22 protein-coding genes and 2 pseudogenes are annotated in these 25,668 nt (G+C 72.4%); 9 read left to right on the forward strand and 15 right to left on the reverse strand.

Going from position 1 to position 25,668, the window contains the following annotated elements:
* The first annotated feature begins 10 nt into the window (after nt 1-10).
* Entirely contained in the window at nt 11-2,080 is a 2,070-nt protein-coding gene (locus VM636_RS10775) for a SpoIIE family protein phosphatase (protein ID WP_053914482.1), read from the forward strand.
* An 86-nt stretch (nt 2,081-2,166) separates the two neighbouring features.
* Here VM636_RS10775 and VM636_RS10780 read toward each other — a convergent pair whose 3' ends face one another.
* Nucleotides 2,167-4,467: a transglycosylase domain-containing protein gene (locus tag VM636_RS10780; RefSeq protein ID WP_338484306.1), complete on the reverse strand. Its 2,301-nt coding sequence runs from the start codon at nt 4,465-4,467 to the stop codon at nt 2,167-2,169.
* A 278-nt stretch (nt 4,468-4,745) separates the two neighbouring features.
* Between VM636_RS10780 and VM636_RS10785 the strand changes: the two genes are divergently transcribed.
* From VM636_RS10785 to VM636_RS10805, 5 genes are all read left to right on the forward strand, one after another.
* Nucleotides 4,746-5,684: an SPFH domain-containing protein gene (locus tag VM636_RS10785; protein ID WP_338484307.1), complete on the forward strand. Its 939-nt coding sequence runs from the start codon at nt 4,746-4,748 to the stop codon at nt 5,682-5,684.
* Nucleotides 5,681-5,935 carry a hypothetical protein gene (locus VM636_RS10790; RefSeq protein WP_030419004.1) on the forward strand — a complete coding sequence of 85 codons (255 nt, stop codon included), beginning with the start codon at nt 5,681-5,683 and terminating at the stop codon, nt 5,933-5,935. The genes VM636_RS10785 and VM636_RS10790 overlap by 4 nt, the downstream gene beginning before the upstream one ends.
* Nucleotides 5,936-6,188: 253 nt before the next feature.
* Nucleotides 6,189-6,713 carry a PadR family transcriptional regulator gene (locus VM636_RS10795; RefSeq protein ID WP_030419003.1) on the forward strand — a complete coding sequence of 175 codons (525 nt, stop codon included), beginning with the start codon at nt 6,189-6,191 and terminating at the stop codon, nt 6,711-6,713.
* Nucleotides 6,710-7,399: an ABC transporter ATP-binding protein gene (locus VM636_RS10800; protein WP_030419002.1), complete on the forward strand. Its 690-nt coding sequence runs from the start codon at nt 6,710-6,712 to the stop codon at nt 7,397-7,399. The genes VM636_RS10795 and VM636_RS10800 overlap by 4 nt, the downstream gene beginning before the upstream one ends.
* Nucleotides 7,396-9,756 carry an ABC transporter permease gene (locus VM636_RS10805; protein WP_338484308.1) on the forward strand — a complete coding sequence of 787 codons (2,361 nt, stop codon included), beginning with the start codon at nt 7,396-7,398 and terminating at the stop codon, nt 9,754-9,756. The genes VM636_RS10800 and VM636_RS10805 overlap by 4 nt, the downstream gene beginning before the upstream one ends.
* A 93-nt stretch (nt 9,757-9,849) precedes the next feature.
* On the opposite strand, the gene VM636_RS10810 is transcribed toward VM636_RS10805, so the two are convergent.
* Nucleotides 9,850-10,788, reverse strand: a complete 939-nt coding sequence (locus tag VM636_RS10810) for a LysR substrate-binding domain-containing protein (protein WP_030419000.1) — start codon at nt 10,786-10,788, stop codon at nt 9,850-9,852.
* Nucleotides 10,789-10,921: 133 nt separating this feature from the next.
* Here VM636_RS10810 and VM636_RS10815 point away from each other — a divergent pair, with 133 nt between their 5' ends.
* Nucleotides 10,922-11,476: a peroxiredoxin gene (locus VM636_RS10815; RefSeq protein WP_030418999.1), complete on the forward strand. Its 555-nt coding sequence runs from the start codon at nt 10,922-10,924 to the stop codon at nt 11,474-11,476.
* A 6-nt stretch (nt 11,477-11,482) separates the two neighbouring features.
* On the forward strand, nt 11,483-12,016 hold the full coding sequence (locus VM636_RS10820) for an alkyl hydroperoxide reductase (RefSeq protein WP_030418998.1): 534 nt from the start codon (nt 11,483-11,485) through the stop codon (nt 12,014-12,016).
* A 123-nt stretch (nt 12,017-12,139) separates the two neighbouring features.
* On the opposite strand, the gene VM636_RS10825 is transcribed toward VM636_RS10820, so the two are convergent.
* The 3 genes from VM636_RS10825 to VM636_RS10835 form a co-directional block, all read right to left on the reverse strand.
* Entirely contained in the window at nt 12,140-13,519 is a 1,380-nt protein-coding gene (locus VM636_RS10825) for an AI-2E family transporter (RefSeq protein ID WP_030418997.1), read from the reverse strand.
* 131 nt (nt 13,520-13,650) lie between these two features.
* Entirely contained in the window at nt 13,651-14,373 is a 723-nt protein-coding gene (locus VM636_RS10830) for a transglycosylase SLT domain-containing protein (protein WP_078855762.1), read from the reverse strand.
* Nucleotides 14,374-14,834: 461 nt separating this feature from the next.
* Nucleotides 14,835-16,160 (reverse strand): PhoH family protein, encoded by a 1,326-nt coding sequence (locus VM636_RS10835; protein WP_030418995.1) that lies wholly within the window; start codon nt 16,158-16,160, stop codon nt 14,835-14,837.
* Between the two features lie 1,408 nt (nt 16,161-17,568).
* On the opposite strand from VM636_RS10835, the gene VM636_RS10840 reads away from it, so the two are divergent.
* Nucleotides 17,569-18,015: a DUF192 domain-containing protein gene (locus tag VM636_RS10840; protein ID WP_053914477.1), complete on the forward strand. Its 447-nt coding sequence runs from the start codon at nt 17,569-17,571 to the stop codon at nt 18,013-18,015.
* A 141-nt stretch (nt 18,016-18,156) separates the two neighbouring features.
* On the opposite strand, the gene VM636_RS10845 is transcribed toward VM636_RS10840, so the two are convergent.
* The 10 genes and pseudogenes from VM636_RS10845 to VM636_RS10890 form a co-directional block, all read right to left on the reverse strand.
* A complete protein-coding gene (locus VM636_RS10845; RefSeq protein ID WP_053914476.1) occupies nt 18,157-18,786 on the reverse strand; it encodes an OmpA family protein in 630 nt (209 codons plus the stop codon).
* An 8-nt stretch (nt 18,787-18,794) separates the two neighbouring features.
* Nucleotides 18,795-19,373 carry a hypothetical protein gene (locus tag VM636_RS10850; RefSeq protein ID WP_053914475.1) on the reverse strand — a complete coding sequence of 193 codons (579 nt, stop codon included), beginning with the start codon at nt 19,371-19,373 and terminating at the stop codon, nt 18,795-18,797.
* 34 nt (nt 19,374-19,407) lie between these two features.
* The gene (locus tag VM636_RS10855; RefSeq protein WP_053914505.1) at nt 19,408-20,004 is read right to left on the reverse strand and encodes a pilus assembly protein TadG-related protein; all 597 of its coding nucleotides are present in this window, start codon (nt 20,002-20,004) and stop codon (nt 19,408-19,410) included.
* Nucleotides 20,001-20,201 (reverse strand): Flp family type IVb pilin, encoded by a 201-nt coding sequence (locus VM636_RS10860; RefSeq protein ID WP_053914474.1) that lies wholly within the window; start codon nt 20,199-20,201, stop codon nt 20,001-20,003. The genes VM636_RS10855 and VM636_RS10860 overlap by 4 nt, the downstream gene beginning before the upstream one ends.
* Nucleotides 20,202-20,339: 138 nt before the next feature.
* A pseudogene (locus VM636_RS10865) lies at nt 20,340-21,132 on the reverse strand (response regulator transcription factor).
* 106 nt (nt 21,133-21,238) lie between these two features.
* Nucleotides 21,239-21,478 (reverse strand): annotated as a pseudogene (locus VM636_RS10870) (two-component sensor histidine kinase); the annotation flags it as partial.
* A 337-nt stretch (nt 21,479-21,815) separates the two neighbouring features.
* Complete coding sequence (locus VM636_RS10875; protein WP_030423338.1) at nt 21,816-22,703, reverse strand: DUF5936 domain-containing protein; 888 nt, start codon at nt 22,701-22,703, stop codon at nt 21,816-21,818.
* Nucleotides 22,704-22,737: 34 nt separating this feature from the next.
* A complete protein-coding gene (locus tag VM636_RS10880; RefSeq protein ID WP_030423337.1) occupies nt 22,738-23,682 on the reverse strand; it encodes a type II secretion system F family protein in 945 nt (314 codons plus the stop codon).
* A gap of 8 nt (nt 23,683-23,690) precedes the next feature.
* On the reverse strand, nt 23,691-25,028 hold the full coding sequence (locus VM636_RS10885; protein WP_053914471.1) for a CpaF family protein: 1,338 nt from the start codon (nt 25,026-25,028) through the stop codon (nt 23,691-23,693).
* Nucleotides 25,025-25,666, reverse strand: coding sequence for a hypothetical protein (locus VM636_RS10890; protein WP_234340482.1), 642 nt, complete (start codon nt 25,664-25,666; stop codon nt 25,025-25,027). The genes VM636_RS10885 and VM636_RS10890 overlap by 4 nt, the downstream gene beginning before the upstream one ends.
* Nucleotides 25,667-25,668 lie beyond the last annotated feature (2 nt).

Here is a 25,668-nt window from a genome sequence, read left to right on the forward strand (position 1 = left end):
TCCCGGACGGATGGATGCGACACGCGTGACGGAGCACCCGACCTCCTTCGACCGGTCCCCGGCGGGCACCGACCCCGCGGACCCGCGCGGGGCGTTCCTGCGTCCCCCGGTGGCGCCGAGGGACCCCGAGAGCGCCGCGTTACCGGCCCAGGGCCGTCCCGGCGAGGCCCAGGGCGCCGTCCCGGCCGGGGACTTCGAGCACGCCCAGCCGGGCGCCGAGCACTCCGGTGATCCGGACACGCACCGGCCCCGGCCCGCGCCGGAGACGGTGCCGCCCCAGCCGGGCGCCCTCAGCGACGGCGGGCGGCGCGCCGCGTCCGCGGAGCCGGACCGGCGCACGGGCCGGCCGCTCGGCCCGGGGCGGCCGACGCCGATGCGCCGCGACGGGGACCGGCTGCGGTTCGTGGGCGCCGCCACCCGGCGGATCGCGCGGGGCATGGACCTCGACGAGATCGTGATGGGGCTGTGCCGGGCGACCGTGCCCACCTTCGCCGACGCGATCCTCGTCTATCTGCGCGAACCGCTGCCGGTCGGCGACGAGCGGCCCACCGGTCCGCTGGTGCTGCGGCTGCGGCGCACCGACCGCATACCGGCCGAACGGGACACCGAGGGCGGTTTCATGCCCGCGGTGCAGCCCGAGCCGTCCGAGTTGGAGACGGTCGGCGCCGAGCGGTGCGAGGTGCGGCCGGGCAGCGCGCTGGCGGAGGTGCTGCGCGGGGTGCGGCCGGTCTTCACGGACACCCCCTCGGCCCGTGCCGCTCTGCCGGAACTGCTCGGCGAGGGCAGCGAGTTCGCGGTGCCCGGCGGCCGGGCCGCGATCCTCGCGCCGCTGCGCGGCCGGCGCCGGGTGATCGGTGCGGCGCTGTTCCTGCGCGGTCCGGAGCGCACCCCGTTCGAGGCGGACGACCTGCTGGTGGCGGCGCAGCTCGCCACGCACAGCGCGCTCGGTATCGACAAGGCGGTGCTGTACGGGCGGGAGGCGTACATCGCCGACGAGTTGCAGCGCACGATGCTTCCGGAGAACCTGCCGCGCTGCACGGGCGTGCGGCTGGCCTCGCGCTACCTGCCGGCGGCCGAGACGGCGCGGGTGGGCGGCGACTGGTACGACGCGATCCCGCTGCCGGGCAGCCGGGTGGCGCTGGTGGTCGGGGACGTGATGGGGCACTCCATGACGTCGGCGGCGATCATGGGCCAGTTGCGGACCACGGCGCAGACCCTGGCCGGGCTGGACCTGCCGCCGCAGGAGGTGCTGCACCACCTGGACGAGCAGGCCCAGCGGCTCGGCCCGGACCGGATGGCGACCTGCCTGTACGCGGTGTACGACCCGGTCTCGCACCGGATCACGGTGGCCAACGCCGGGCATCCGCCGCCGGTCCTGCTGCACCTGGGGGGCCGGGCGGAGGTGCTGCGGGTGCCGGCGGGCGCCCCGATCGGTGTGGGCGGGGTCGACTTCGAGGCGGTGGACCTGGACGCCCCGGCCGGGGCGACGCTGCTCTTCTACACCGACGGGCTGGTGGAGTCGCGGCTGCGGGACGTGTGGACGGGCATCGAGCAACTGCGGGAACGGCTCGCCGCGACCGCGCGGCTCACCGGGCCGGACCATCCCCCGCCGCTGGAGGCCCTGTGCGACGAGGTGCTGGACATGCTCGGGCCGGGCGACCGGGACGACGACATCGCGCTGCTCGCGGCCCGTTTCGACGGGATCGCGCCGAGCGACGTGGCGTACTGGTACCTGGAGCCGGAGGACGCGGCGCCCGGCCGGGCCCGCCGCCTGGCCCGCAGGACGCTCGCCCGCTGGGGCATGGAGGAGCTGACGGACTCGGTGGAGCTGCTGGTCAGCGAGGTGGTGACCAACGCGGTGCGGTACGCGACGCGGCCGGTGACGCTGCGGCTGCTGCGCACGGACGTGCTGCGCTGCGAGGTCGGCGACGACGTGCCGCAGTTGCCGCGGCTGCGGCAGGCGCGGGCCACGGACGAGGGCGGGCGCGGACTCTACCTGGTGAACCGGATGGCCCGGCGCTGGGGCGCGACCCGGCTGAGCACGGGCAAGGTGGTGTGGTTCGAGCTGAACCGCGGCTGAGCGGCGGGGAGCCGGTCCGCGGACGGTGAGGGGGCGTCCGGTGGTGGTCCACCGGACGCCCCCTCACCGTCGTGCGGGCCGCTTCGCTACGGGCCGCCGCGGTCCTGCTCGGTCCCGGGGATCAGCGGGTCGTCCGGGGAGGCGCCGTCGGAGGGCGGTTCGCCGCTGGGCGTGCCGGACGGCGAGGTGGTCGTGGACGGCTGGGAGGGCAGGCCGCCGCTCTCCTCGTCGGACGGCGGCTGCGGGGACGTCTCGTCCTCCGGCGGCGTCTCCTCCTCCGTCTCGTCCTCCGTGGGGGACTGGGAGGGCGAGGTGGAGGGGGAGGGCGAGCTGCTGGGCTCGACCGCCGCGCCCTGCTTGGTCTCCAGGTCGAACCGGCTGACCTCGTCCATCACGCCGAAGGTGTACGCGGCCCAGATCTGCGCCGGGAAGCCGCCGCCGTTGACGCGGGGCTGGCCGCCCGCCTTGTACATCGGGACCTGGGCGAAGGTCTTGGCGTCCTCGCCGAAGAGGCCGACGGAGGTGACGAGGTCGGGGGTGAAGCCGGTGAACCAGGCCGACTTGTTGTTGTCGGAGGTGCCGGTCTTGCCGGCGACCTGCTGGCCGCGCCGCAGCGGGTTGTCGCGCACGGACCGCTTGGCGGTGCCGTCGTCGACGACGCCGGTCAGGACGGAGGTCACCGTGTCGGCGGCCTCGCGGCTGATGACGCGTTCCCCCACGGGGTCGGGGAACTGCACGCTGCGGGAGGCGTGCTCGACGGACTTGACGACGGCCGGGGTGACCTTGCGGCCGTGGTTGTCGAGGGTGGCGTAGACGCCGGCCATCTCCAGGGGGCTCGCGCCCATGCTGCCGAGGGTCTGGGCGGGCACGGCCTCCATGCCCTCGGTCTCCATGCCGAGCTTGCCGGCGACGTCGACCACCTCGCGCATGCCGACGTCGACGCCCATCTGCGCGAAGACGGAGTTGACGGACTTGTTCATCGCCTCCTGGACGGTGACGTCGCCGTAGTCGACGTCGTCCTCGTTCTCCGGGGCGAAGCCGACCTCGCGGCCGTTCTCCACCACGGGGCGCTTGCTGGTGCCGTCGTAGAGGGTGCTGGCGGTGATGGGCACGGCGTCCTGGGTCTCGGCGTCCTCGTCGACGGCGGCGGCCAGGATGACCGGCTTGAAGGTGGAGGCGGGCTGGTAGTCGTCGCGGGTGGCGTTGTTGCGGAAGTGCTTGACGTAGTCCACGCCGCCGTACATCGCGACGACCGCGCCCGTCTTCGGGTCGACGGAGACGGCGCCGGCCTGCACGTTCGCGTCGACCTCGCGCTGCTCCGGGTCCAGCTTGGCGGTGAGCTGTTCCCTGACGGCCTTCTCCAGCGCGGTCTGCTTCTTCTTGTCGATGTTGAGCTTGACGGTCCAGCCGCCGGCCTCGACCATCGCCTCGGCCTGCTTGGTGTCCTCGGCGGTGCCCTGGGCGACGAGTTGCCGGGTGAGCGCGGTGTTGGCGGCCTCGACCAGGTAGCCGGTCTGGCCCTCCATGCCGGGGGCGGCCTTCGGTTCCTCGGGCACGGGGAAGGTCATCGACTGCCGGGCGGAGGCGTCGAGCCACTTCTGGCCGACCATGTTGTCCAGGACGTAGTTCCAGCGCTCCTGGACGAGCTTCTTGCCCGTGTCGCTGGCGTTCGCCCAGTCGTACTGGCTGGGCGCCTGGAGCAGCGCGGCGAGGTAGGCGCCCTGCTCGACCGTCAGGTCCTTGGCGTCGACGCGGTAGTACGCCTGCGCGGCGGCCTGGATGCCGTAGGCGCCGCGGCCGTAGTAGCTGGTGTTGATGTAGCCGGCGAGGATGTAGTCCTTGGACTTCTCGCGGTCCAGCTTGAGCGAGATGACCAGTTCCTTCAGCTTGCGCGAGACGGTCTGGTCCTGCGTCAGGTAGTAGTTCTTGACGTACTGCTGGGTGATGGTCGAGCCGCCCTGCGCGCCCTTGCCGGAGAAGGTGTTGAGCAGTCCGCGGGCGGTGCCCTTCAGGTCGACGCCGGCGTCCTGGTAGAAGCTCTTGTTCTCGGCGGCGACGAAGGTGTGCTGGACGTCCTTGGGGACCTTGGCCAGGTCGACGATCTCCCGGTTGTAGCCCTTGCGGGCCATGATCGAGCCGTCGCTGTACTGGTAGGTGTTGCCCTGGCGCTGGGCGTCCGCGTTCCCCTCGGGGATCGAGATGACCATGTAGAGGACGATGAAGGCGCCCATGCCGAGCAGGCAGAGGCCGAGGAAGCCGCCCACCATCTTCTTCCAGGTGAACAGCCGCCGTATCCGGCCGCGTCCGCCCGCCGCCGACGAGCGGTGCCCGGTCGCCGCGCGGCGACCGGCGCGCTGTCGCGCTCTTCTCTCTTCCGCTCGTCCCATGGTCCGATCCGCTCCGCTTCGGTCATGTGTGCACACGCGTCACACAGGTTCGGCGCTCAGGTCAGCTCAGAAAGCTAACACCGGGAGATGCGACAAAGCCCTGCCGATCCCCCCTTGTGCGGACGTGAGAATCAGCACCCCTCCCTGTGGAACCGACGTCCGAGAGGGGCGCGGGGTTGCCGTCGTCCGCTAAAGTGATATCACTTAGCCAATAACGAGCTAGGCGAACACCGACGTGCGCCCTGCCACCGGCACGCCGCACGAGAACGGGGGAACCCATGTCCACACCCGAGACCCCGCAGGCCACCGCGGACGTGCCCCAGATGCCCGCCCCGCGCGTGCGGGAGACGCAGGCGCAGAGCATCGGCGGCGGACTCGCCCTGCTGCTCGGCCTGGTCGGACTGCTGGTCGGCGCCGGCCTGATCGCGACCACCGCGGCGGTCGACGCCACCGGCGCCAAGGCCGCGCTGATCGTGGTGGGCATCCTGGTCGCGCTGGCCGCCTTCCTCGCCATGTGCGGGCTGAACATGGTCGCGCCGGGCGAGGCCCGGGTGGTCCAGCTCTTCGGCCGGTACCGGGGCACGATCCGCCAGGACGGCCTGCGCTGGGTCAACCCCTTCACCCAGCGCACCAAGATCTCGACCCGCGTGCGCAACCACGAGACGGCCGTCCTCAAGGTGAACGACGCCTACGGCAACCCGATCGAACTGGCCGCCGTGGTGGTCTGGCGGGTCGAGGACACCGCGCAGGCCACCTTCGAGGTCGACGACTACGTCGAGTTCGTCTCCACGCAGACCGAGGCGGCCGTGCGGCACATCGCCATCGAGTACCCCTACGACGCCCACGAGGAGGACGGCCTCTCGCTGCGCGGCAACGCCGAGGAGATCACCGAGAAGCTCGCGGTCGAACTGCACGCGCGCGTGGAGGCGGCCGGGGTGCAGATCATCGAGTCCCGCTTCACGCACCTCGCCTACGCCCCGGAGATCGCCTCGGCGATGCTCCAGCGCCAGCAGGCCGGCGCGGTGGTGGCGGCACGGCGCCAGATCGTCGACGGGGCGGTCGGCATGGTCGAGGCGGCGCTCGCCCGGATCACCGAGGAGGGCATCGTGGAGATGGACGCCGAACGCAAGGCGGCGATGGTCTCCAACCTGATGGTCGTGCTGTGCGGTGACCGCTCCGCCCAGCCGATCGTGAACACCGGGACGCTCTACCAGTGACGGCCCCCTCCGAGGAACCGTCCCCGCGGCGCCGGCCCCAGCAGCGCAAGCAGGTGCTGCTGCGGCTGGACCCGCAGGTGTACGAGGCACTGGCCCGCTGGGCCGGCGACGAACTGCGCTCGGCCAACGCACAGATCGAGTTCCTGCTGCGCCGGGCGCTCTCGGAGGCCGGCCGCCTGCCCGGCGACGCCGGTCCGCTGCCCCGCCGCGGCCGGCCCCCGGGGAACCCGGGACCGCCTCCGGCGCGGTAGACGCGGCGAGCGCGGCGAGGGGAAGGGCGGGCTCCCGTCCGGGGAGCCCGCCCTTCCGCGTGTCCGCGGCGCCGGGCGCGACGCCCTCCCCGCGCCGGGCGGGAGCGGACCCGCGGATCCCTGTGACAGGACTGTGACAACCACCCCCCACCAGGGGCGTCACCCGCCCGGGACCCCTGGCCGGCACGGTGCGCTCCGCCCTCCGCGCCCCACGTATACACTCGGCGTATACACCGTGTGTAGAGTGCGGTGCATGTCCATCGGTCACACCCTCCTCGGTCTCCTGGAGTCCGGGCCGCGCCACGGCTACGACCTCAAACGCGCCTTCGACGAGAAATTCGGCCAGGACCGGCCGCTCCACTACGGCCAGGTCTACTCGACCATGTCCCGCCTCCTGAAGAACGGCCTCGTCGTCGTCGACGGCATCGAGACCGGCGGCGGTCCCGAACGCAAGCGGTACGCGATCACCGACGCCGGCGTCACCGACGTGCAGCGCTGGCTCGCCACACCGGAGAAGCCCGAGCCGTACCTCCACTCGACCCTGTACACCAAGGTCGTCCTCGCGCTGCTCACCCACCGCGACGCCGCCGACGTCCTCGACACCCAGCGCTCCGAGCACCTGCGCAACATGCGCGTGCTCACCGACCGCAAGCGCAGGGGCGACCTCGCCGACCAGCTCATCTGCGACCACGCCCTGTTCCACCTCGAAGCCGACCTGCGCTGGCTGGAACTGACCGCCGCGCGCCTCGACAAACTCCGCGAAACGGTGGCCCCATGACCGCGCCCGAAGGTTCCCTGCTCTCCGCCGAGGGCCTGTGCAAGGCGTACGGCCCCACCATGGCCCTCGACGGCGCCTCGTTCTCCATCCACCCCGGCGAGGTCGTCGCCGTCATGGGCCCCTCCGGCTCCGGCAAGTCGACGCTGCTGCACTGCCTGGCCGGCATCGTGCCGCCCGACTCCGGCACGATCCTCTACCAGGGCCGGGAACTGTCCGCCATGAACGACGCCCAGCGCAGCGCCCTGCGCCGCAGCGAGTTCGGCTTCGTCTTCCAGTTCGGCCAGCTCGTGCCCGAGCTGACCTGCGTCGAGAACGTCGCCCTGCCGCTGCGCCTGACCGGCACCCCGCGCAAGGAGGCCGAGCGCGCCGCGCTCGCCTGGATGGAGCGGCTGGAGGTCGACGGCCTGGCCGGGAAGCGGCCGGGCGAGGTCTCCGGCGGCCAGGGACAGCGCGTCGCCGTGGCGCGGGCGCTGGTGACCGGACCCCGCGTCGTCTTCGCCGACGAGCCGACCGGCGCCCTGGACTCCCTCAACGGCGAGCGCGTCATGGAACTGCTCACGGACGCCGCCCGCACCACCAACGCCGCCGTCGTCCTCGTCACCCACGAGGCGCGCGTCGCCGCCTACTCCGACCGCGAGGTCGTCGTCCGCGACGGCAGGTCCCGGGACATGGAGCGCGCCGTATGAGCGTGCGCCGCTGGGCCCGCGACCTGACCATGGGCGTCCGCTTCGCCGTCACCGGGGGACGCGAGGGCTGGACCCGCGCCACGCTGACGGCGGTCGGCGTCGGCCTCGGCGTGGCCCTGCTGCTGCTGACGACGGCCCTGCCCAACGCCCTCTCCGTACGGCACGAGCGGGAGGCCGCCCGCGTCGACATCACCTTCGGCACCCAGGGGCTGGAGAAGGCCGCCGACACCCTGGTCATCGCCCGACTGGACAGCGACTTCCGCGACCGGCCGATCCGGGGCCGCGCCCTGGAGCCGGAGGGCCCCCGGGCGCCGCTCCCGCCGGGCGTGGACACGTTCCCCGCCCCGGGCGAGATGCTGGTCTCCCCCGCGCTGAAGCGGCTCCTGGAGTCGGACTCCGGCACGCTGCTGCGCGAACGCCTGCCCGACCGGATCACCGGCACCATCGGGGAGAGCGGGCTGATCGGCTCCGCCGAACTCGCCTACTACCGGGGCCTCGACGGGCTCTCCGACCAACTGGAGGACGGCCGGGACATGAACGGCCGCATCGGCCGGATCGACCGGTTCGGCGACAGTCAGCCGGGCGAGCAGTCGCCCGACCCGGTGCTGCTCCTGCTCATCCTGGTCGTCTTCGTGGTGCTGCTGCTGCCCGTCGCGGTGTTCATCGCCACGGCCGTCCGCTTCGGCGGCGAACGGCGCGACCGGCGGCTCGCGGCGCTGCGGCTGGTGGGCGCCGACGGCGGGATGACACGGCGCATCGCGGCCGGCGAGGCCCTGGCGGGGGCGGTCCTCGGCCTGGTCTTCGGCACCGGCTTCTTCCTGCTCGGGCGCCGGCTCGCGGGCAACGCCGTCGTGTTCGACGTGAGCGTCTTCCCCAGTTACCTCAACCCGTCGCCCCTGCTGGCCCTCCTGGTCGCGGTGGCGGTGCCGGCCGCGGCGGTGCTGGTGACCCTGTTCGCGCTGCGCGGGGTCGTCATCGAACCGCTCGGCGTGGTGCGCGCCGCCCGTCCGGCCCGGCGCCGGCTGTGGTGGCGGCTGCTGCTGCCGCTCGGCGGGCTGGCCCTGCTCGTCCCGATGACGGGGATGGGCCGGGACAACGGGGAGTTCAACCAGTACCTGGTGACCATCGGCGTCATGTCCCTGCTGATCGGGGTGACCGCGCTGCTGCCCTGGGTCGTCGAGGCGGTCGTCGCCCGGCTCGGCACCGGCGGCGTCTCCTGGCAGTTGGCGGTGCGCCGCCTCCAGCTCAGCAGCGGCACGGCGGCCCGCATGGTCAACGGCATCGCGGTGGCCGTCGCCGGGGCGATCGCGCTCCAGATGCTCTTCTCGGGCGTCGACGGCCAGTACACCCGCTCCACCGGGCAGGAGGTGTCACTCGCCCAGATGGAGGTGGGCGTCCCGCGGCACGTGCCGCTCGACCCCGCCGCCGAACGGCTCGCCGGCACCGAGGGCGTGACGGCCGCGTACGCGCTGTCCGAGGGCTGGATGGGCGACCGCGCCCGCGACCCGGAGTCCGGCACCACCCTCACCGTCGGCGACTGCGTCTCGCTGCGCATGGTCGCCACGCTCCCCTCCTGCGAGGACGGCGACACCTTCTACGTCCGCGGCGCGGACTACGACGTGGACGTCGACGTGGAGGAGCTGGCGGTGCCGGGGCGCACGATGTACCTCGACCCCGCGTACGAGGGCGACGAGGAGGAGCGCCAGACGGTCCCCTTCACGCTGCCGCGGGGCATGAAGGCCGCCGACCCCCGGCGCGGTCTGCTCGCCGGCATCGACCGGGGCGGCTTCCTGGTCACCAGGAAGGCGATGCCGGCCGCCGCCGCCCCCGCCCTGGACGGGAGCGTCTACCTGCGGCTGGACGAGTCGGTGGCGGACGTGCACGACCGGGTGCGCAACACCGCGGCGTCCCTCGACCCGATGACGTACCCGATGACCTGGTCGGCCACCGAGCGCAGCGACCGTTTCAGCGCCCTCCGCACCGGCCTCTTCGTGGGCGCCGCCTGTGTGCTGACGCTGATCGGGGCGAGCCTGCTGGTCTCGCAGCTGGAGCAGTTGCGGGAGCGGCGCAAGCTGCTGTCGTCCCTGGTCGCCTTCGGCACCCGGCGCCGCACGCTGGGCCTGTCGGTGCTGTGGCAGACGGCGATCCCCATCGCGCTCGGCCTGGTGCTGGCGACGGGGGTGGGCCTGACGCTCGGCGCGGTGCTGCTGAAGATGACGAGGACACCGGTCCGCGTCGACTGGAGCAGCGTGCTCGCCATGACCGGCATCGGCGGCGCGGTCGTCCTGGTGGTGACCCTGCTCAGCCTGCCGCCCCTGCTGCGGCTGATGCGCCCGGAGGGGCTGCGGACGGAGTAGCCGCGTACGCGCCGGCCTGCGGCCGGCGGGTACGGGCCGGTGCGCGCGGCGCGCGCCGGCCCGCACCCGCGTCCGGCTCCCGGCGGTGGGGCGTCAGTCCGTGACGATGCGGACCGGCAGGTCGCGCATCGCCTCCCTGAGGGCCGCCGCCAGTTGCTCGTACTCCGCGGAGCGGGCCGCGCCGGTGCGCATGGCGAGGGCGATCCGGCGGGTGGGGGCCGGCGGGGTGAACGAGCCGGTGAGCAGCCGGCTGGAGCGGGAGGTCTCCACGCGGACCGCGGTGCGCGGCAGCAGTGTCACCCCGAGTCCGCCGGCGACGAGCTGGACCAGGGTCGACAGTCCGGCCGCCGTGGTGGTCGCCCGCGCGTCCGCCCGGCCGGCCTCCCGGCAGATGTCCAGGGCCTGGTCGCGCAGGCAGTGCCCCTCGTCCAGGAGGAGCAGCTTCAGCTCGCGCAGCGCCTCGCGCGGGATGCCCTCCCGACCGCCGAGCCAGTGGCCGAGCGGGGTGACGAGCACGAAGTCCTCGTCGAAGAGGGGCAGTTCGGTGACGCCGGCGACACCGAGCGGCACCGCGAGCAGCAGCAGGTCGAGCCGGCCCGAGGTCAGCCCCTCCAGCAGGCTCGCGGTCTGCTCCTCGTGGACCTGGAGGTCGAGGTCCGGGTAGCGGTCGTGGACGAGCCGCAGCACGGCGGGCAGCAGGTAGGGTGCCACGGTCGGGATCGCGCCGAGCCGCAGCGCCCCCGTGAAGGGGGCCCGCACCGCCTCGGCCTCCTCCAGCAGCGCCCGTACCTCCGCGAGGACCGCCTTGGCGCGCACCGCGAGCCGCTCCCCCTCGGGCGAGAGCAGCACCTTGCGGGTGGTCCGCTCCAGCAGGGTGACACCGAGTGTCTCCTCCAGGGCGGACACGGCGCCCGAGAGCGCCGGCTGGCTCATGCCGATGGCGGCCGCGGCGTCGCGGAAGTGCAGGTGTTCGGCGACCGCCGCGAACGCCCGCAACTGGGCGAGGCTGGGCTGCCTCTTCCGGCTCGTCACTGATAGCCACCTCCGATCAACACGACCGAGTGTAGCTATTTCACTAATCAATGCACTCTGTGCCAACATCAGGAGCGTCCAACCCATGGGAAACACTCGCATTTGGGGTGTTTCTTCGCTGCAAGGAGTGCGCGTGCTCACTGTCGGTGACAAGTTCCCCGAGTTCGAACTGACCGCCTGCGTCTCGCTGGAGAAGGGCAAGGAGTTCGAGACGATCGACCACAAGACCTACGAGGGCAAGTGGAAGGTCGTCTTCGCCTGGCCCAAGGACTTCACCTTCGTGTGCCCCACCGAGATCGCCGCCTTCGGCAAGCTGAACGACGAGTTCGCCGACCGCGACGCCCAGGTCCTCGGCTTCTCCGGCGACTCCGAGTTCGTCCACCACGCCTGGCGCAAGGACCACGACGACCTGCGTGACCTGCCGTTCCCGATGATGGCGGACTCGAAGCACGAGCTGATGCGGGACCTCGGCATCGAGGGCGAGGACGGCTTCGCCAAGCGCGCCGTCTTCATCGTCGACCAGAACAACGAGATCCAGTTCTCCATGGTGACCGCCGGTTCCGTCGGCCGTAACCCCAAGGAGGTCCTGCGGGTCCTGGACGCCCTGCAGACCGACGAGCTGTGCCCGTGCAACTGGAGCAAGGGCGACGAGACCCTCGACCCGGTCGCGCTGCTGGCCGGGGAGTGACCTGACATGTCGCTCGACTCCCTCAAGTCCGCGATACCGGACTACGCCAAGGACCTGAAGCTCAACCTGGGCTCGGTCATCGGCAACTCCCCCCTGCCCGAGCAGCAGCTCTGGGGCGCCGTGCTGGCGACCGCGATCGCCTCGCGCTCCCCGATCGTGCTGCGCGAGCTGGAGCCGGAGGCGAAGGCGAACCTCTCGCCGGAGGCGTACACGGCCGCCAAGGCCGCCGCCGCCGTCATGGCGATGAACAACGTCTTCTACCGCACCCGGCACCTGCTGTCGGACCACGAGTACGGCACCCTGCGCGCCGGCCTGCGGATGAACGTCATCGGCAACCCCGGCGTCGACAAGGTCGACTTCGAGCTGTGGTCCTTCGCGGTCTCCGCCATCAACGGCTGCGGCATGTGCCTCGACTCGCACGAGCAGGTGCTCCGCAAGGCCGGCGTCGACCGGGACACGATCCAGGAGGCGTTCAAGATCGCCGCCGTGGTCGAGGCCGTCGGCGCCACGCTGGACGCCGAGGCGGTCCTCGCCCAGTAGCGTCCGCGCCACGCCGTACGCGAGCCCCGTCCGCCCATCAGGCGGACGGGGCTCCGTCGTGTCCGGGGCCGGGGCGGGCGGGGCTCCGCCGCTCCGGAAGCCGGCGGCCGGTGCCGCTCCGGTTCACCGCTGCGGGGCCGGTTCCTCCCCGTCCTGCGGGCCGGGTACCGGGGCGGCGTCCCCGGCCGGGGCGTCCCGTGGCCGCGGGGTCTGCCGCAGCGCCGCCTCGCGGGAGTACGCGCCGAGGTACCCGACGACGCTGTTGGCCACCGCCACCAGCGGGACGGCGACCACGGCGCCGCCGATGCCGGCCACCATGCCGCCGGCGGCGACGGAGAGCACCACGGCGAGGGGGTGCACCCGCACCGCCCGGCCGAGGATGAACGGCTGGAGGACGTGGCCCTCGATCTGCTGCACCGCCAGCACCACGACGAGCACCATCACGGCCGTGAACACGCCCTGGGTGACCAGCGCCACCACCACGGCGAGCGCGCCCGAGACCACGGCGCCGACGAGCGGGATGAAGGCGAACAGGAAGATGAACACCGCGAGCGGGACGGCCATCGGCACGTCCAGGAAGTAGATGCCGAGCCCGATGAAGATGGCGTCGATCAGCGCCACGATCACCGTGCCCCGCACGTACGCGGTCAGCGTCCGCCAGGCGCGCGGGCCGGCGCCGGCCACGCCGGGGCGCGCGGCGGCCGGCACCAGCTTCAGCGTCCAGTGCCAGATCCGCCGGCCGTCGTAGAGCAGGAAGAGGACGGAGAAGGCGGCCAGCAGGATGCCGGTCAGCGCCTCCACGACGACGGTGACGCCCTCCAGTCCGGCCGAGGTGATCTGGTCGGTGTTGGCCCCGACCGCCTCGCGCAGGCTCTTGGCGACCTCGTTGATCTGCTTGTCGGTGACGTGGAAGGGGCTGTCGAGCAGCCACTTGCGCAGTTCGTCGATGCCGTTCTGGACCTGGTTGGAGAGGCTGCTGATGTTCTCCATCACCTGCCAGGTGACGAACCAGCCCATCAGGCCCATGATGACGAAGCCGAGGATCGCGGTGAGCGCCGTCGCCGGTCCGCGCGGCACGCCGTGGCGGCGCAGCCAGGCCACCGCCGGCTGGAGCAGCGCGGTGATCAGCAGGGCGGCGACGAAGGCCAGGACGACGAGTTGGACGGCGCTGATGATCCGCATCAGCACCCAGACGGTGCCGGCGAGGACGAGCAGCCGCCAGCCGGCCTCGGCGGCGACGCGCATCCCCCACGGGACGGCCTGCGCGGGATCGGGCCGCTGCGGCAAGGCGACCGGCGGGTGGGCCAGGGGGTCGGACTCGGGGGCCGTCCGGTCCGCGCCCGATGCCCCGGGGGCCGGGTCCGGGCCCGGCAGCGGCACCGCGCCGACGGGATCGGGGACGTCCGCCTCCGCCTCCACCTCGGCGCGGCGGGCGTCCAGTTGCCTGCTCACCCGTGTCAGGCCGGCGCCCAGCCGGCCGAGCCACCCTGGCACTTGTGACATGATCCGTCCTCTTCCCCCGTGTGTCCCCACCACTCCCCCCAGGAGCCGTCCGTTCCGACCGTACAGGGCGAAGCCCCCCACCTGAGGACGGCGGGGGGCTTCGGAAGGTTGAGCGAGGACCGGGCGGCGGCTCAGTACCAGTGGTTGGCCTGCCAGAAGGCCCAGGCGTCACACGGGCTGCCGTACCGGCTGTCCATGTAGTTGAGGCCCCACTTGATCTGGGTGGCGGGGTTGGTCTGCCAGTCGGCGCCCACCGAGGACATCTTGGAACCGGGCAGGGCCTGGAAGAGGCCGTAGGCGCCGGAGGACGGGTTGACCGCCTTGTAGTTCCAGCTCGACTCGTGGTTCACGATGTTGCTGAAGCACTGCCACTGACCGGCCGGCACCATCTGACGGGCCATGGCCTGGATCTGGCTGACGGTGTAGCTGCTCTGGACGGCGAAGGTGGTGGCCTCCTGGCGCGCGGCGTCGCGGCTGGCCGCGGCTGCCTTCTCCTCCTCGCGCTTCTTGGCCGCCTCCTCGGCCGCCTTCTTCGCCTTCTCCTGCTTGGCGACGGCGGTCTGGGCGGCTGCCTTGCGGGCGGCCTCCTCGGCGTCCTTCTTGGCGCTGGCGTCCGCGGCGATGGCCTGGGCGTCGGCCTGCTGCGTCAGGGAAGCGGTCTGCACCTGGGCCTGCTGGCCGACGGGGATGTCCGCGAGCAACGTCGTGCCACTGGCCGTCGCTTCGGCGTCGTTGTTCTGCGCGGTGCTGCCCGAGGCAACTCCGACGACGCTTCCGACAGCGGTGACCGCGGTGGCCGAGGCCACTGCGAATCCCCGGACCGAGATCCGGCTCACACGGTTTCCTTCCAGCATCGCCCGCTTGGTGACCCTCGCGGACGCGATCGTGCCCCTGGCGCTGGCCTCCCCAACTACGGGCCACGGGAGGCGCGGGCCCGGTGGACGACTCCCCGGCGGGGAGCGCCGCATGGTGCTCGGGCGGCATACGACGGTGCTATGGAGTTGACGTGGTGCTGCGGTGGTGCCTGTCCCCCGCTGCCGTGACAGCGCGGGGTGCCCCTGAGGGCGGTGTGTCGTATGCGGGGCCTGACAGGAGTGAGACTCTGCCGTACCCCGGCGGCGCGAGGCAATTCTCCGTTGCGTGTGAAAGCTCACATCCCGTTCGGCTCAGGGGAATCCGGGAATCTCCCGCGCGCGAAGGCGCCGCCCGGCTAGGCTCTTGGCCTTTCCGGACGGCGCCGACGGACGCGGGACGGGCGCGGGACGGGCGGGGGTGGACGGGGACGGACGGCCCGGGGGCCGCCCGCCGGGTCCGCTCAGATGTGGCCGTCCTCCAGCATCTCCGTGACCAGCGCGGCGATCTGGGACCGCTCGGAGCGGGTCAGGGTGACGTGCGCGAAGAGCGGATGCCCTTTCAGCTTCTCGACGACGGCGACGACCCCGTCGTACCGCCCGACGCGCAGGTTGTCCCGCTGGGCCACGTCGTGGGTCAGGACGACGCGGGAGTTGGCGCCGATCCGGGACAGCACGGTCAGCAGGACGTTCCGTTCGAGGGACTGCGCCTCGTCGACGATGACGAACGCGTCGTGCAGCGACCGACCCCGGATGTGGGTGAGCGGCAGCACCTCCAGCATGCCGCGGGCGGTGACCTCCTCGATGACCTCCCGGCTGGTGACCGCCGACAGGGTGTCGAAGACGGCCTGCGCCCAGGGGCTCATCTTCTCCGCCTCGGAGCCGGGCAGGTACCCCAGCTCCTGCCCGCCGACCGCGTACAGCGGACGGAAGACCATCACCTTCTGGTGCTGACGCCGCTCCAGCACGGCCTCCAGCCCCGCGCACAGGGCCAGCGCGGACTTGCCGGTGCCGGCCCGGCCGCCCATGGAGACGATGCCGACGTCCGGGTCGAGGAGCAGGTCGAGCGCGATCCGCTGCTCGGCGCTGCGGCCCTTGATGCCGAACGCCTCCCGGTCGCCGCGCACGAGGCGGACGCCGCCCTCGGGAGTGACGCGGCCGAGCGCCTTGCCCCGCTCCGACTGGATGGTCAGCCCGGTGTGCACGGGCAGGTCGTCGGCCTCGGGAACGTGCACGCGGCCTTCCTCGAAGAGGATGTCCACCTGTTCGCCCGGGAGGGTCAGCTCGGACATGCCGGTCCAGCCGGAGGCGTCCGTGATGGCCAGTTCCGCGCGGTACTCCTCGGCGAGCAGGCCGACGGAGGACGCCTTGATCCGCAGCGGGAGGTCCTTGGACACGACGGTGACGTCGAACCCCTCCGCCTGCAGGTTCCGGGCGACCGCGAGGATGCGGGAGTCGTTGTCCCCCAGGCGGTAGCCGGTGGGCAGCACACTGGGGTCCGAGTGGTTCAGCTCGACACGTACGGTGCCGCCGAGGTCCCCGATGGGGATGGGGGCGTCGAGGCGACCGTGCCGGACCCGGAGTTCGTCGAGCAGGCGCAGGGCCTGGCGGGCGAAGTAGCCGAGTTCGGGATGGTGCCGCTTGGCCTCCAACTCCGTGACCACGACGATCGGGAGCACGACCTCGTGCTCGTCGAAGCGGTGCACGGCGTTCGGGTCGGCCAGCAGGACGCTGGTGTCGAGTACATAGGTGCGCCGATCGGGCTTGTGGCGCTTTGTGCTGGTCACCACGGAAGGACGTACCCCCTCGGATGAGGTCGGGGAGCGACGGAGCGGATGCTGGGCCGGGAGGGCGGGAACGAGCCGGCCGGTCCGCGGCCGCCCTGCGCGGGCGCGGGCCGAGGACCGGCCCTCCGCGGCGTCTTCCGTGCCGTGACCGCACGATCGGGCTGGTGCAAAGGGCCTCCCGGGCGGGCGACTCCGCGCCGCCCGCTGAGATCCGACACCCGTGGGTCGGGTGTCGACCTGCTTGGCTTATGCCCGAGAACGACCTCCGCCATGCCAGACGCGGTCACGGCGCACCGGTGAACTCCTCGTGACGCGGGGGGTGACGGGGCGTGGGGGGCGACGGTGGGGTGGGGGTGAGCGGCCCCGGGGGATGTCTCTATGCCGTGCGTCAAGGCGCCCCTGGGGAGCGGCGCGAATGGGGCCGTGGGTGGGGCTGCGGGGGGGCTGCGGGGGGGCGGGCTCGCCGGGCCTTCGGGGCGGGGCGAGGGAGCACGGCGTGGGCCGGGCGGGCGCGGGGCACCGTCGTCGGCCGGATGGACGGCCGGGCGCCGGGCCGGGGCGGACGGGCCGACGGGGCATCGGCCCGGGGTCCGGGCGCGGGCCCCTGGGTCCGGGCGCGGGCCCCTGGGTCCGGGCGCGGGCAGAAAAACGGGCCGGTCCGTGGGGGGGATACGGACCGGCCCGAGGGGGGGGGTTCCACCATAACCCTTCGTAAGTGATGCCGCGCGCATCGACGCACCACAACTACGCTCCGGAGTCACGCGGCGACGGGGCGGCACCCGCGGAATCCCCCATTCCACTGGAAGGCGCGACCGGAACATGCCGGTTTCCGGCGAAATCTCCGGGGGCGCGGGAGCAACGGGGGCGCCCTGGAGGAATCGGCGCGCGCTGTGCGCCGCGCGAGTGATTGCCCCCGCATCCCTCGACCGGGTGACATCCGGGAGGAACGTGAAGTTGACCCGGCACCGCGCAGCCCCCTCCACCGCGCGGTGCCGCTCCGCGCAGCTTTGCTGACGCGAATTACCTGGTCCGAACCTACGCGACCGAGCGGCCCGGTTTCGACCCCGTAGACGCCCGTACGGGTAACGATGTGGAAACCTTGTGAGGATCGACGGGCGATTCCGCACGCTCCCTCCGGGCACGCGAATGTTTGCCGATCTTTGCGAAGGTGCGCCGGTTACGCCCGATTGGCGCGCGGTGTCCGGGGGTGGGCGGCGTGCGGGGTGCAGGATGCGGGGTACAGGGTGCGGGGGGGCGTCGGGTAGGGGGCAGGGGGGCGGTGCCGGGGGCAGGGGCGGGCGGGTGGCGGTCGGGGGCGGGGGCCCGGCGGCCGGAGGGGCGGTGCTCGGGGTGCGGGGATCTGGGACGCGGGTACGGATGGCGGCGACGGACGAGCGAGGGGAGGGCCGGGGTGGCTCGGCTACGGCGGCGGTGGCGGGACGGGCACGGGGTCCTGGTGGTGGGCGCGGGGGCGGCCGGGGGCGGGGAAGGCGGGCCCGGGGACGCCGGAGGTGGGGGCAGGAGTGACGCCGGGCACGCCACCGGGGAGGTGCGGGTGCCGCTGGAGGTGGCCGCCTCGTACCGGGCGCGGACACGGGGGCTGTTGGGGCGGGACACCGTCGAGGGGGCGATGCTGCTGACGCCCGCCGGAGGAGTGCACACGTTCCGGATGCGGATGCCGATCGACGTGGCGTACCTCGACCGCCGGTTCACCGTCCTCGCGGTGCGCACCATGGCGCCGGGCAGGCTGGGCCGGCCAAGGCTGCGCTCCCGGCACGTCCTGGAGGCGGCGGCCGGGGCGATGGCCGGGTGGGGGGTGCGGACCGGGGTGCGGGTGGCGGTGGAGAGGGAGACGTAGCAGGACGGGGGCGGGGGCGGGGGTGGGGATGGCGGGAGGGAGCGGCGAAGGAGCAAGGGCGGGTGGCGCGGCGCCGGGGCCGGGGCGGGTGGGGCCCCGCGGGGCCGGGGACGGGGCCGGTGGGTCGCTTCCCCGGACCGCTCAGCCGTCCGCGCGAGGGAAGGAGACCTCGACCCTGCGGTTCTTCTTGCGGCCGGCCTCCGTGGAGTTGTCGGCGATCGGGTAGTCCTCGCCGTAACCGCGGACCTCGTAGGTGACGCCGGAGTCGTTCAGTGACTGGGCGAGGAGTTCCTGCACGGCGTTGGCACGCTTCTTCGACAGCACGTCACCGTGGGCGGAGGAGCCGAGGTTGTCGGTGAACCCGAAGACGCGGATCTTGGTGGCGTTCTGCGCCTTGATCTCCTCCGCGATGCCGGCGATGCGGGACTGGGCCGCGGCGCCGAGCTCGGCGCTGTCCTTCCCGAAAAGCACCTCGGCCTGGAGGGCGAACGTCACGTTCGTGTTGGTGTCCTCGCGGCGTTCGTCGCCGCTCTGCTCCTCCACGACCGACTTGATGTCCAGGACCTTGGCCTGGGCGAGGGTGGCCCCCTCCGGGAGCTTCAGGTCCGGGTCGGCCGCGTCCACCTCGACCGGCGCGGCGGAGGACACCTCGGAGCCGGGGGGCCCGCCGGGATCGTCCTCGGCGCGGGCCGCGGTGGCGGCGTGCAGGTTCCCGGCGAGCAGCACGGAGGCAGCGGCGAGAACCAGCGCGAAGCGCGGTACGGCGGTCATGGGGGGCCTCACCCGGAGATCTGGAGGGTGCCGGTCGAGAACATGGGCAACTGGAACGTCACCTCGGACACCTCGTCCGGCGGTGCGGGAAACTGCATGAACACCGGCAGCGTCTCCCCCGCCTTCATCGCGGGGAAGTTGGTGGTGGTGAGGGGTCGGCCGTCCGTGTCCCGGAGAACGTAGTAACGCTTTTTCCCCTTCGAGTCGACCAAGGTCGCCCCGCCGAGCGACCGGCCGTTCCGGATGATCTCGGTCTCGTTGCCGCTGAGCTGGGCGGGGATGTTGACCGTTTCGCTGCTGTCGTTCTTCAGATCGCCGCTCACGGTGACGAAGCCTCCTGAGTCGCGCTCGGCGGAGGTGACCTTGAGCAACAGGCCGGCGGGCCCCTTCAGCTCGGCCACGGTCTCGGAAGAGCCCTCCTGAGGACGCGGTTTGGACCCGCCGGTCTGCGAGCCGGAGGCGGCGGAGGAATCCGGCTTGTCGTCCTGGCCGTCCCCACCGCAGCCGGTGGCGCCGAAAGCCAGGCCGGCCACGACGGTCAAGGCGACCAACTCCCTGCGGACCCTCACGGTGAACCGGGTACCCATGACTCCGTTCCCTTCTCCATGCTCGTTCGTTCGTTCACTGGTCGGCCAGGTGGACTTCGAAGAGGTCCGAAGGCTTGGGGAGATCGCCGGTCTCTTCCGGGTCCAAGTCCCAGTCCACGTCCTCGCAACGAAGCTGGGGCAGGGTGTCGTCGTCCTCGCCGGTTGCCCGGAAGGTGCACAGAGGCTCGACGACCGCAGTGGCTGACGCCCGGGACCTGGTGTTCTCGGTGCCGGGAACGATGGAGTCCCCCACCGGTTTCTCGGCTTCCACCTCCACGGTGAAGGCCAGGATCCGGTGCTGCACGCAGTTCAGGACGCGAGCCCCGTTCTGGCCTGCGAGCGCGTCCGCGCGCCCGCAGGAATCCGTGGTGGTCACGTTTCTGCCGTCGAAGATGTCCTGCCAGGTGGTCGGGTCGAGGAGCTGCTCCACCCATTGTCCCGCGAGTTGGTCCCGGGTGTCCTGGGCCGCCGCGAGTGCCGCCGCATCGGCGGCGGTCTGGGCGCCGTTCCGGTTCGCCGCGGCCTGGCCGACCGCGAAATATGCGAGCGCGAGAAAGAGCAGGCCACCCACCACCGTGAGATAGATGGGGAACGCCTGCCCGGCGTCGCTGCGCCCGTGGCGGGGCGTCAGCCGCCGCCCGTGACTTCGGTGATCTTGTCCGTGATGGCGTTGTAGATCGACTGGCCGATGTCCGTGCCCGTGATGGCCAGGACGATGGCGACGACCACGGCGATGATGCCCAGGTACTCCACCGCCGTCTGGCCCCGGTCGTCGTGGGCCGTGCGGGGGTGCAGGTGGGCGGCGATGGTGCGGAGCCAGTTGGTCATGGTGTTCCCCTCCCGGGTGGCCGGTGCCGCTGTCGGTGGCTGGACGGTACGGCGGGACACGCCGGGCGGTGGAGGGCCCGTGGGCCCAAATCCGGGCCCAAAACCCGGGCTCGGGCGTGTCGTTCGTCGTCCCCTCGGTCATCGCGGGTCACCGTCCGGTGCCGTGCCGAGCCACTTGGCGGTTGCCTCGGACCGGCGGGTGCTGTGGAGCTTGGCGAAGATGCGGTTGATGTGGTTCTTGACCGTCTTCTCACTGATGAAACAGGCGGCGGCGATCTGCTGGTTGGTCATTCCGGATGCGATGAGGTCCATGATCTCCACCTCCCTGCTGCTCAGTCGGTAGCCGGACCGGTCGGGAGCGGTCGACGTCGACTGTCTCACGGGGAGTTGCAAGTGCGAAAGCCGTTTGAGGGAATTTCCCCAATCTCGCTGTGGCGACAGGCTTGTTGGGGGTATAGGGGCGTGTGCAGTCGCACTGTCCAGGCCCAGGGTGTCCGGCGGGGGCGTGTCCGGGGGCGGGCTCTGCCGCACGTGGGCGAGGAGGGCTTGCGCCGCCGTCGGGGTGAAGTGGGCGCGGCCGTGCCGCACGTCCCGTACCGCCGTGACGAGGGCGTCGGCGGTGAACTCACCGTGGACCAGGCAGCCCCCCCGCTCCGCGTCTCAGCGCCTCCCGGACGCTCTCCGACTCCCCGCTGTACGTCAGCATCATCACCGGTGCGATGCCCACCAGGTACGGGAGCGCCGCGATGCCGTCGACGACGGGCATGCGGACGTCCAGCAGGGCCACGTCGGGACGGTGGTGGTAGGTCGCCTCGCACGCCTCACGGCCGTCGGCGGCCTCGGCGACGACCGTGATGTCCGTCCGCCCGGAGAGCAGGGCGGTCAGGCCGGCGCGCACGACGAGGTTGTCGTCGGCCACGACGACCCGCAGCGCCTCCGCCCCCGCGGCCGGCGAAAAGGCATGGGGGCGGGGGTGGGGTGGGACGCGGCCCGGGTGTGGCGCGTGGTGTCGTCCCGCATCGGCGGGCCTCCTCTCGTCAGACGATCGTGGTAGCGGGGGCTCCACCGGCCAGGGGCAGGTCCACCCGCACCTCCGTGCCGGTGACCTGGCCGCCGCGGCCGATGCGGATGCGGGCGCCGAGGGACGCGGCGCGTTCGACCATGCCGACCAGGCCGAAGTGGCCGGCCTGGCGCAGGCGCGTGAGCGTCGTACCGGGCGGCAGGCCGCGGCCGTCGTCGTGCACGCTGACGCGCAGGTGGTCGCCGTGCATCCCGGCCCGGACGGCTCACCGCCTTCTGCCGACACGGCACGCCCCCGCGACACGCCCGGCTTGCCGAGACGGGGCCGCCGTGCCGACACGCCCTTCTTCCGCCACCTGGCCGACACGCCCGACCCACCCGGTTTCCCGCACTCCTCCGACACCCCGTACGCCCCCGGCCCGGGCACAGGAACGGGTAGCGCCCCCCATCCGGTCACCAGGGCACGGCCCGTCACAGGGACACCCCCGGCCCCCGTCATCGCGCGCCCGGACCGCCTCCGCGCGTCGCCGCGCCTCGTCTCCCGGCGTGCGGCGCGCCCCGCCCCCGGAACCACCGTCGCCATCACGCTGCCCCCTACTCCCCCGTGAGCGTGCCGAAGTCCGTGCCGGAGCCCAGGATCAGGCCGGCGCCGAGCAGGATCATCGTGGCCGGAACCATGAAGGTGGTGATCATCATCGTGGCCTTGGGCACCGCGCGGGCGGCCTTGCGTCGGGCGTTCTGGGCGTCGGTGCGGCGCATGTCGCGGGCCAGGGCGACCAGGGTGTCGACGATGGGGGCGCCCAGTTCCTCGCCCTGCTGGAGGGCGGTCACGAACATGGCGACCTGCTCGGAGTCGTTACGGCGACGCAGTTCCGCGAAGGCCTGGCGGCGGCTCATGCCGAGGTCCATCTGCCGCAGGGTGATGCGCAGTTCGTCGGCCCAGGGGCCCTCGTAGTGCGTGGCGACGCGGTCCAGGGCCTGGCGGAAGCCGAGCCCGGCACCGACCACGACGGCGAGGACGTCGAGGAAGTCGGGCAGCGTGCGTTCGATGACGTCCCGCCGGACGCGGATCGCCGACCGGATGCCGACCTCGGTCCAGAAGGCGCCGAAGGCCAGCAGCAGGAGCGCGACGAGGAACTGCCCGCGCAGCAGGAAGACGAGGAAGCCGAGCCCGCCGAGGAAGCCGTAGACCGCGCGGCGCGCGGCGTAACGGTCGATGGTGAGGCCGCCGGGGTTGCCCGCGAGGTCGATGCGGCGGCGGTACTTGGCGACCTGGCGGGGGCCCATGAGGCGCAGCACCGCGGGGGCGTAGCGCATGCCCATGCGGTCGATCAGCGAGCCGACGGCGCCGGTGCGGGTGGAGCCGACCTCCAGGGCGAGGGCGAGGTCGTCGGGGAGCTTGGCGTCGGCCCGGTACATGCGGATGCCGGCGAAGGCGCCCCACACGCCGAGGCCCATCAGCAGGGCGAGCAGAAGTCCCATGCGCGTCTCCTCCCTCCTTCTCTGGCTGTCGTGCCTAGACGTCGATGCGGGACAGGCGGCGGATGAGGACGAAGCCGACGGCGTAGAGGCCGAAGGCGACGATCACGGCCGCCTGGCCGGCCGGTGAGCCGGTCATGCGTTCCAGGGCGCCGTCCTTGACGCCGTTCATCAGGAACAACGAGCCGACGCCCAGGAGGGGGACGGCGTAGGAGGTCATGTTCACCTGCGAGAGCTGGGTGCGGACCTCGCGGCGGGTCTCCTTGCGCTCCTCCAGCGTGTCGGTGAGGTTGCGCAGCGCGCCGACCACCTGGCCGCCGGCCCGGTTGGACAGGACGAGGGTGGTGACGAGGACGACGAGTTCGCGGGAGGGGAGGCGTTCGGCGAGCTCGCCGAGGGCGTCCTCCATGGAGGCGCCGAGGGCGAGTTGGTCGGCGACCTTGCCGAGTTCCTCGCCGGCGGGGGCCTCCAGTTCCTCGGCGGCCATGCCGATGGCGGTGCGCAGGGCGAGGCCGGCCTGGGTGGCGTTGGCGAGGATGCGGGCGAGTTCGGGGAGTTGGGCGATGAAGCGTTCGATGCGGCGGCGGCGCTGCCAGTCCAGGAACTGCAGTGCCGCCCAGAGGCCGAGCAGCCCGGCGAGGGGGCCGAAGAAGGGGGCCAGGGCCGCCTGCCCCACCAGCCAGAGGCCGGCCACGGTGGCCAGCAGGGCGACGGTGAACTCGCCCGGCGTGATGTCGAGTCCCGTCGCGGCGAGCCGGCGTTCCAGCCCGCGGCCGGGCCGCGTGCGCCGCAGCCGGCGGTCGAGGCCGGGGAAGTGGCGCCGCCGGCCCGGCGGCGGCGGATGCCCGGAGGCGGAGAGGCGTTCGACGAGTGCCTGCCGCTGGGCCCGTCCGGCGGCGTAGGAGTGCACGCCGACGACGGCCAGGACGCAGGTCAGCAGCGTGATGCCGGTGGTGAGCGTGACGAGCGTTTCCAGTTCCATCGGGTGTCCTACCTGGCTTCTCGGGTGGTGAGCTGGTCCGCGTGGTGCGCCACACCGAACGCCTGGGGGATGGGCTGGCTCGCCATGTAGAGCCGCTCGGCGGCGCGGCGCGGCAGGGGGTGGTAGGCGAACGTGCCGTGGACGCGGCCGTCGACTCCCATCGGCCGGGCGTCGAACCGGGCGACCGTGGCGAGGCGGTAGGGCTCCCCGCCGTGGCTGGCCAGCAGCGCGATCTCGGTGATGCGGCGGGCGCCGTCGGCGAAGCGGGTGAGCTGGACGAGGACGTCGACGGCGCTGTTGATCTGGTCGTGCAGCGCGACGAAGGGGATCTCCACGTCGGACATGGAGGCCAGGGTCTGGAGCCGGGTGAGGGCGTCCTCGGCGCTGTTGGCGTGGACGGTGGCGAGGGAGCCGTCGTGTCCGGTGGACATGGCCTGGAGCATGTCGAGGGACTCGCCGCCGCGGACCTCGCCGACGACGATGCGGTCGGGGCGCATGCGCAGGGAGTTGCGGACGAGGTCGCGGATGGTGACCCGGCCCTTGCCCTCGACGTTGGGCGGGCGCGCTTCCAGGCGGATGACGTGGGACTGCTGGAGCTGGAGTTCGGCCGAGTCCTCGATGGTGATGATGCGGTCGGTCTCGGGGATGAGACCGGACAGGGCGTTGAGCAGGGTGGTCTTCCCGGTGCCGGTGGCCCCGGAGACGATGATGTTGAAGCGGGCCCGGACCAGTCCGGCGAGCAGGTACAGCATGTTCTCGTCGAGCGAGCCGAGGCCGATCAGCTCCTGGAGGGTGAAGGAGCGGGGGAAGCGGCGGATGGTGAGGGTGGCGCCGCCCAGCGACAGCGGCGGGATGATGACGTTGACGCGTTCGCCGCTGGGCAGTCGGGCGTCGACCATGGGGTGGGACTCGTCGACGCGGCGGTTGACGGTGGAGACGATGCGCTCGATGGTCTGCATGAGCTGGTCGTGCGAGGCGAAGCGCAGCGGGAGTTGTTCGACCCGGCCGTCGCGCTCGACGAAGATGGCGTCGGGGCCGTTGACCATGATCTCGGTGATCGAGGGGTCTTCGAGGAGCGGTTCGAGGATGCCGAGTCCGAGTGCCTCGTCGACGACGCGGCGGATGAGCTGGGCGCGTTCGGCGGTGGAGAGGACCGGGCCCTCGCGGCTGATGAGGTGGCCGAGGACGCGTTCGAGCCGGGACCGGCGCTCGGCCGTGGTCAGCGAGCTCATCTCCGCGAGGTCGATCTCTTCCAGGAGCTTGGCCCGGTAGGAGGCGACGAGGTGTCCGTCCTGGCCCCGGCTGCCGTTCTCCTCCGGGGAGTGGATGCGTGCGCGCAGGCTCATGCGTCCGGTGCTCCTTGCTCCTCGTGCGCGGAGGTGGTGGGGGTGCTGGTGGGGGCGGTGGGGCTGGTGGGGGCGGTGGGGTTGACGCGGTTCACACCGCTCGCCCTGTTTCTGCGGCTTGCGCTGTTCACATGGTCCGTATGGTTCACACGACCTGCGCGGCTCACCCCGTTCACGCCGTTCGCGCCGTTCACGCCGTTCGCTTCGTTCACGCGATGCGCAGCGTGCAGGCGGTTCACGCCGTACGGTGGGTTCACTTCGGGCACCTGGTTCACACCGCGCGGACGGTTCACAGCGTGAACGCAACTCGCGCAATGCACATAGCGCGCGGCGTACGCCTCGCTTCGGCGGTCCGCGCGGTACACATGGCTCATACGGTTCACATGGTTCGGGGAGTTCACGGAGTTCACACCGTCCGCTGCGTACACGGGATTCACGTCGCACACCGGGTTCACACCGACCGCCCGGTTCACACCGACCGCCTGGTTCATGCGATTCACACTGTTCACGCAGCGTAGGAAGTTCACACCTTTCAGGCGGTTCACACGACTGAAGTGGCGTTCCTCGTTCACACCGCGCGGCTTCACATCCCGCAGCTTCACCACCCCCAGCTCGCTGCCGGCGCTCCCTGTGCTCACAC

The organism is Streptomyces sp. SCSIO 75703 (genome assembly GCF_036607905.1).
Lineage (GTDB): Bacteria > Actinomycetota > Actinomycetes > Streptomycetales > Streptomycetaceae > Streptomyces.

Bases quoted from the DNA above. Each gene is read 5' to 3' on its own strand.
- VM636_RS10775 (WP_053914482.1), top strand. From the start codon at position 11: ATGGATGCGACACGCGTGACGGAGCACCCGACCTCCTTCGACCGGTCC.
- VM636_RS10780 (WP_338484306.1), bottom strand. From the start codon at position 4,467: ATGGGACGAGCGGAAGAGAGAAGAGCGCGACAGCGCGCCGGTCGCCGC.
- VM636_RS10785 (WP_338484307.1), top strand. From the start codon at position 4,746: ATGTCCACACCCGAGACCCCGCAGGCCACCGCGGACGTGCCCCAGATG.
- VM636_RS10795 (WP_030419003.1), top strand. From the start codon at position 6,189: ATGTCCATCGGTCACACCCTCCTCGGTCTCCTGGAGTCCGGGCCGCGC.
- VM636_RS10800 (WP_030419002.1), top strand. From the start codon at position 6,710: ATGACCGCGCCCGAAGGTTCCCTGCTCTCCGCCGAGGGCCTGTGCAAG.
- VM636_RS10805 (WP_338484308.1), top strand. From the start codon at position 7,396: ATGAGCGTGCGCCGCTGGGCCCGCGACCTGACCATGGGCGTCCGCTTC.
- VM636_RS10820 (WP_030418998.1), top strand. From the start codon at position 11,483: ATGTCGCTCGACTCCCTCAAGTCCGCGATACCGGACTACGCCAAGGAC.
- VM636_RS10825 (WP_030418997.1), bottom strand. From the start codon at position 13,519: ATGTCACAAGTGCCAGGGTGGCTCGGCCGGCTGGGCGCCGGCCTGACA.
- VM636_RS10830 (WP_078855762.1), bottom strand. From the start codon at position 14,373: ATGCTGGAAGGAAACCGTGTGAGCCGGATCTCGGTCCGGGGATTCGCA.
- VM636_RS10845 (WP_053914476.1), bottom strand. From the start codon at position 18,786: ATGACCGCCGTACCGCGCTTCGCGCTGGTTCTCGCCGCTGCCTCCGTG.
- VM636_RS10850 (WP_053914475.1), bottom strand. From the start codon at position 19,373: ATGGGTACCCGGTTCACCGTGAGGGTCCGCAGGGAGTTGGTCGCCTTG.
- VM636_RS10860 (WP_053914474.1), bottom strand. From the start codon at position 20,201: ATGACCAACTGGCTCCGCACCATCGCCGCCCACCTGCACCCCCGCACG.
- VM636_RS10875 (WP_030423338.1), bottom strand. From the start codon at position 22,703: ATGGGACTTCTGCTCGCCCTGCTGATGGGCCTCGGCGTGTGGGGCGCC.
- VM636_RS10880 (WP_030423337.1), bottom strand. From the start codon at position 23,682: ATGGAACTGGAAACGCTCGTCACGCTCACCACCGGCATCACGCTGCTG.
- VM636_RS10885 (WP_053914471.1), bottom strand. From the start codon at position 25,028: ATGAGCCTGCGCGCACGCATCCACTCCCCGGAGGAGAACGGCAGCCGG.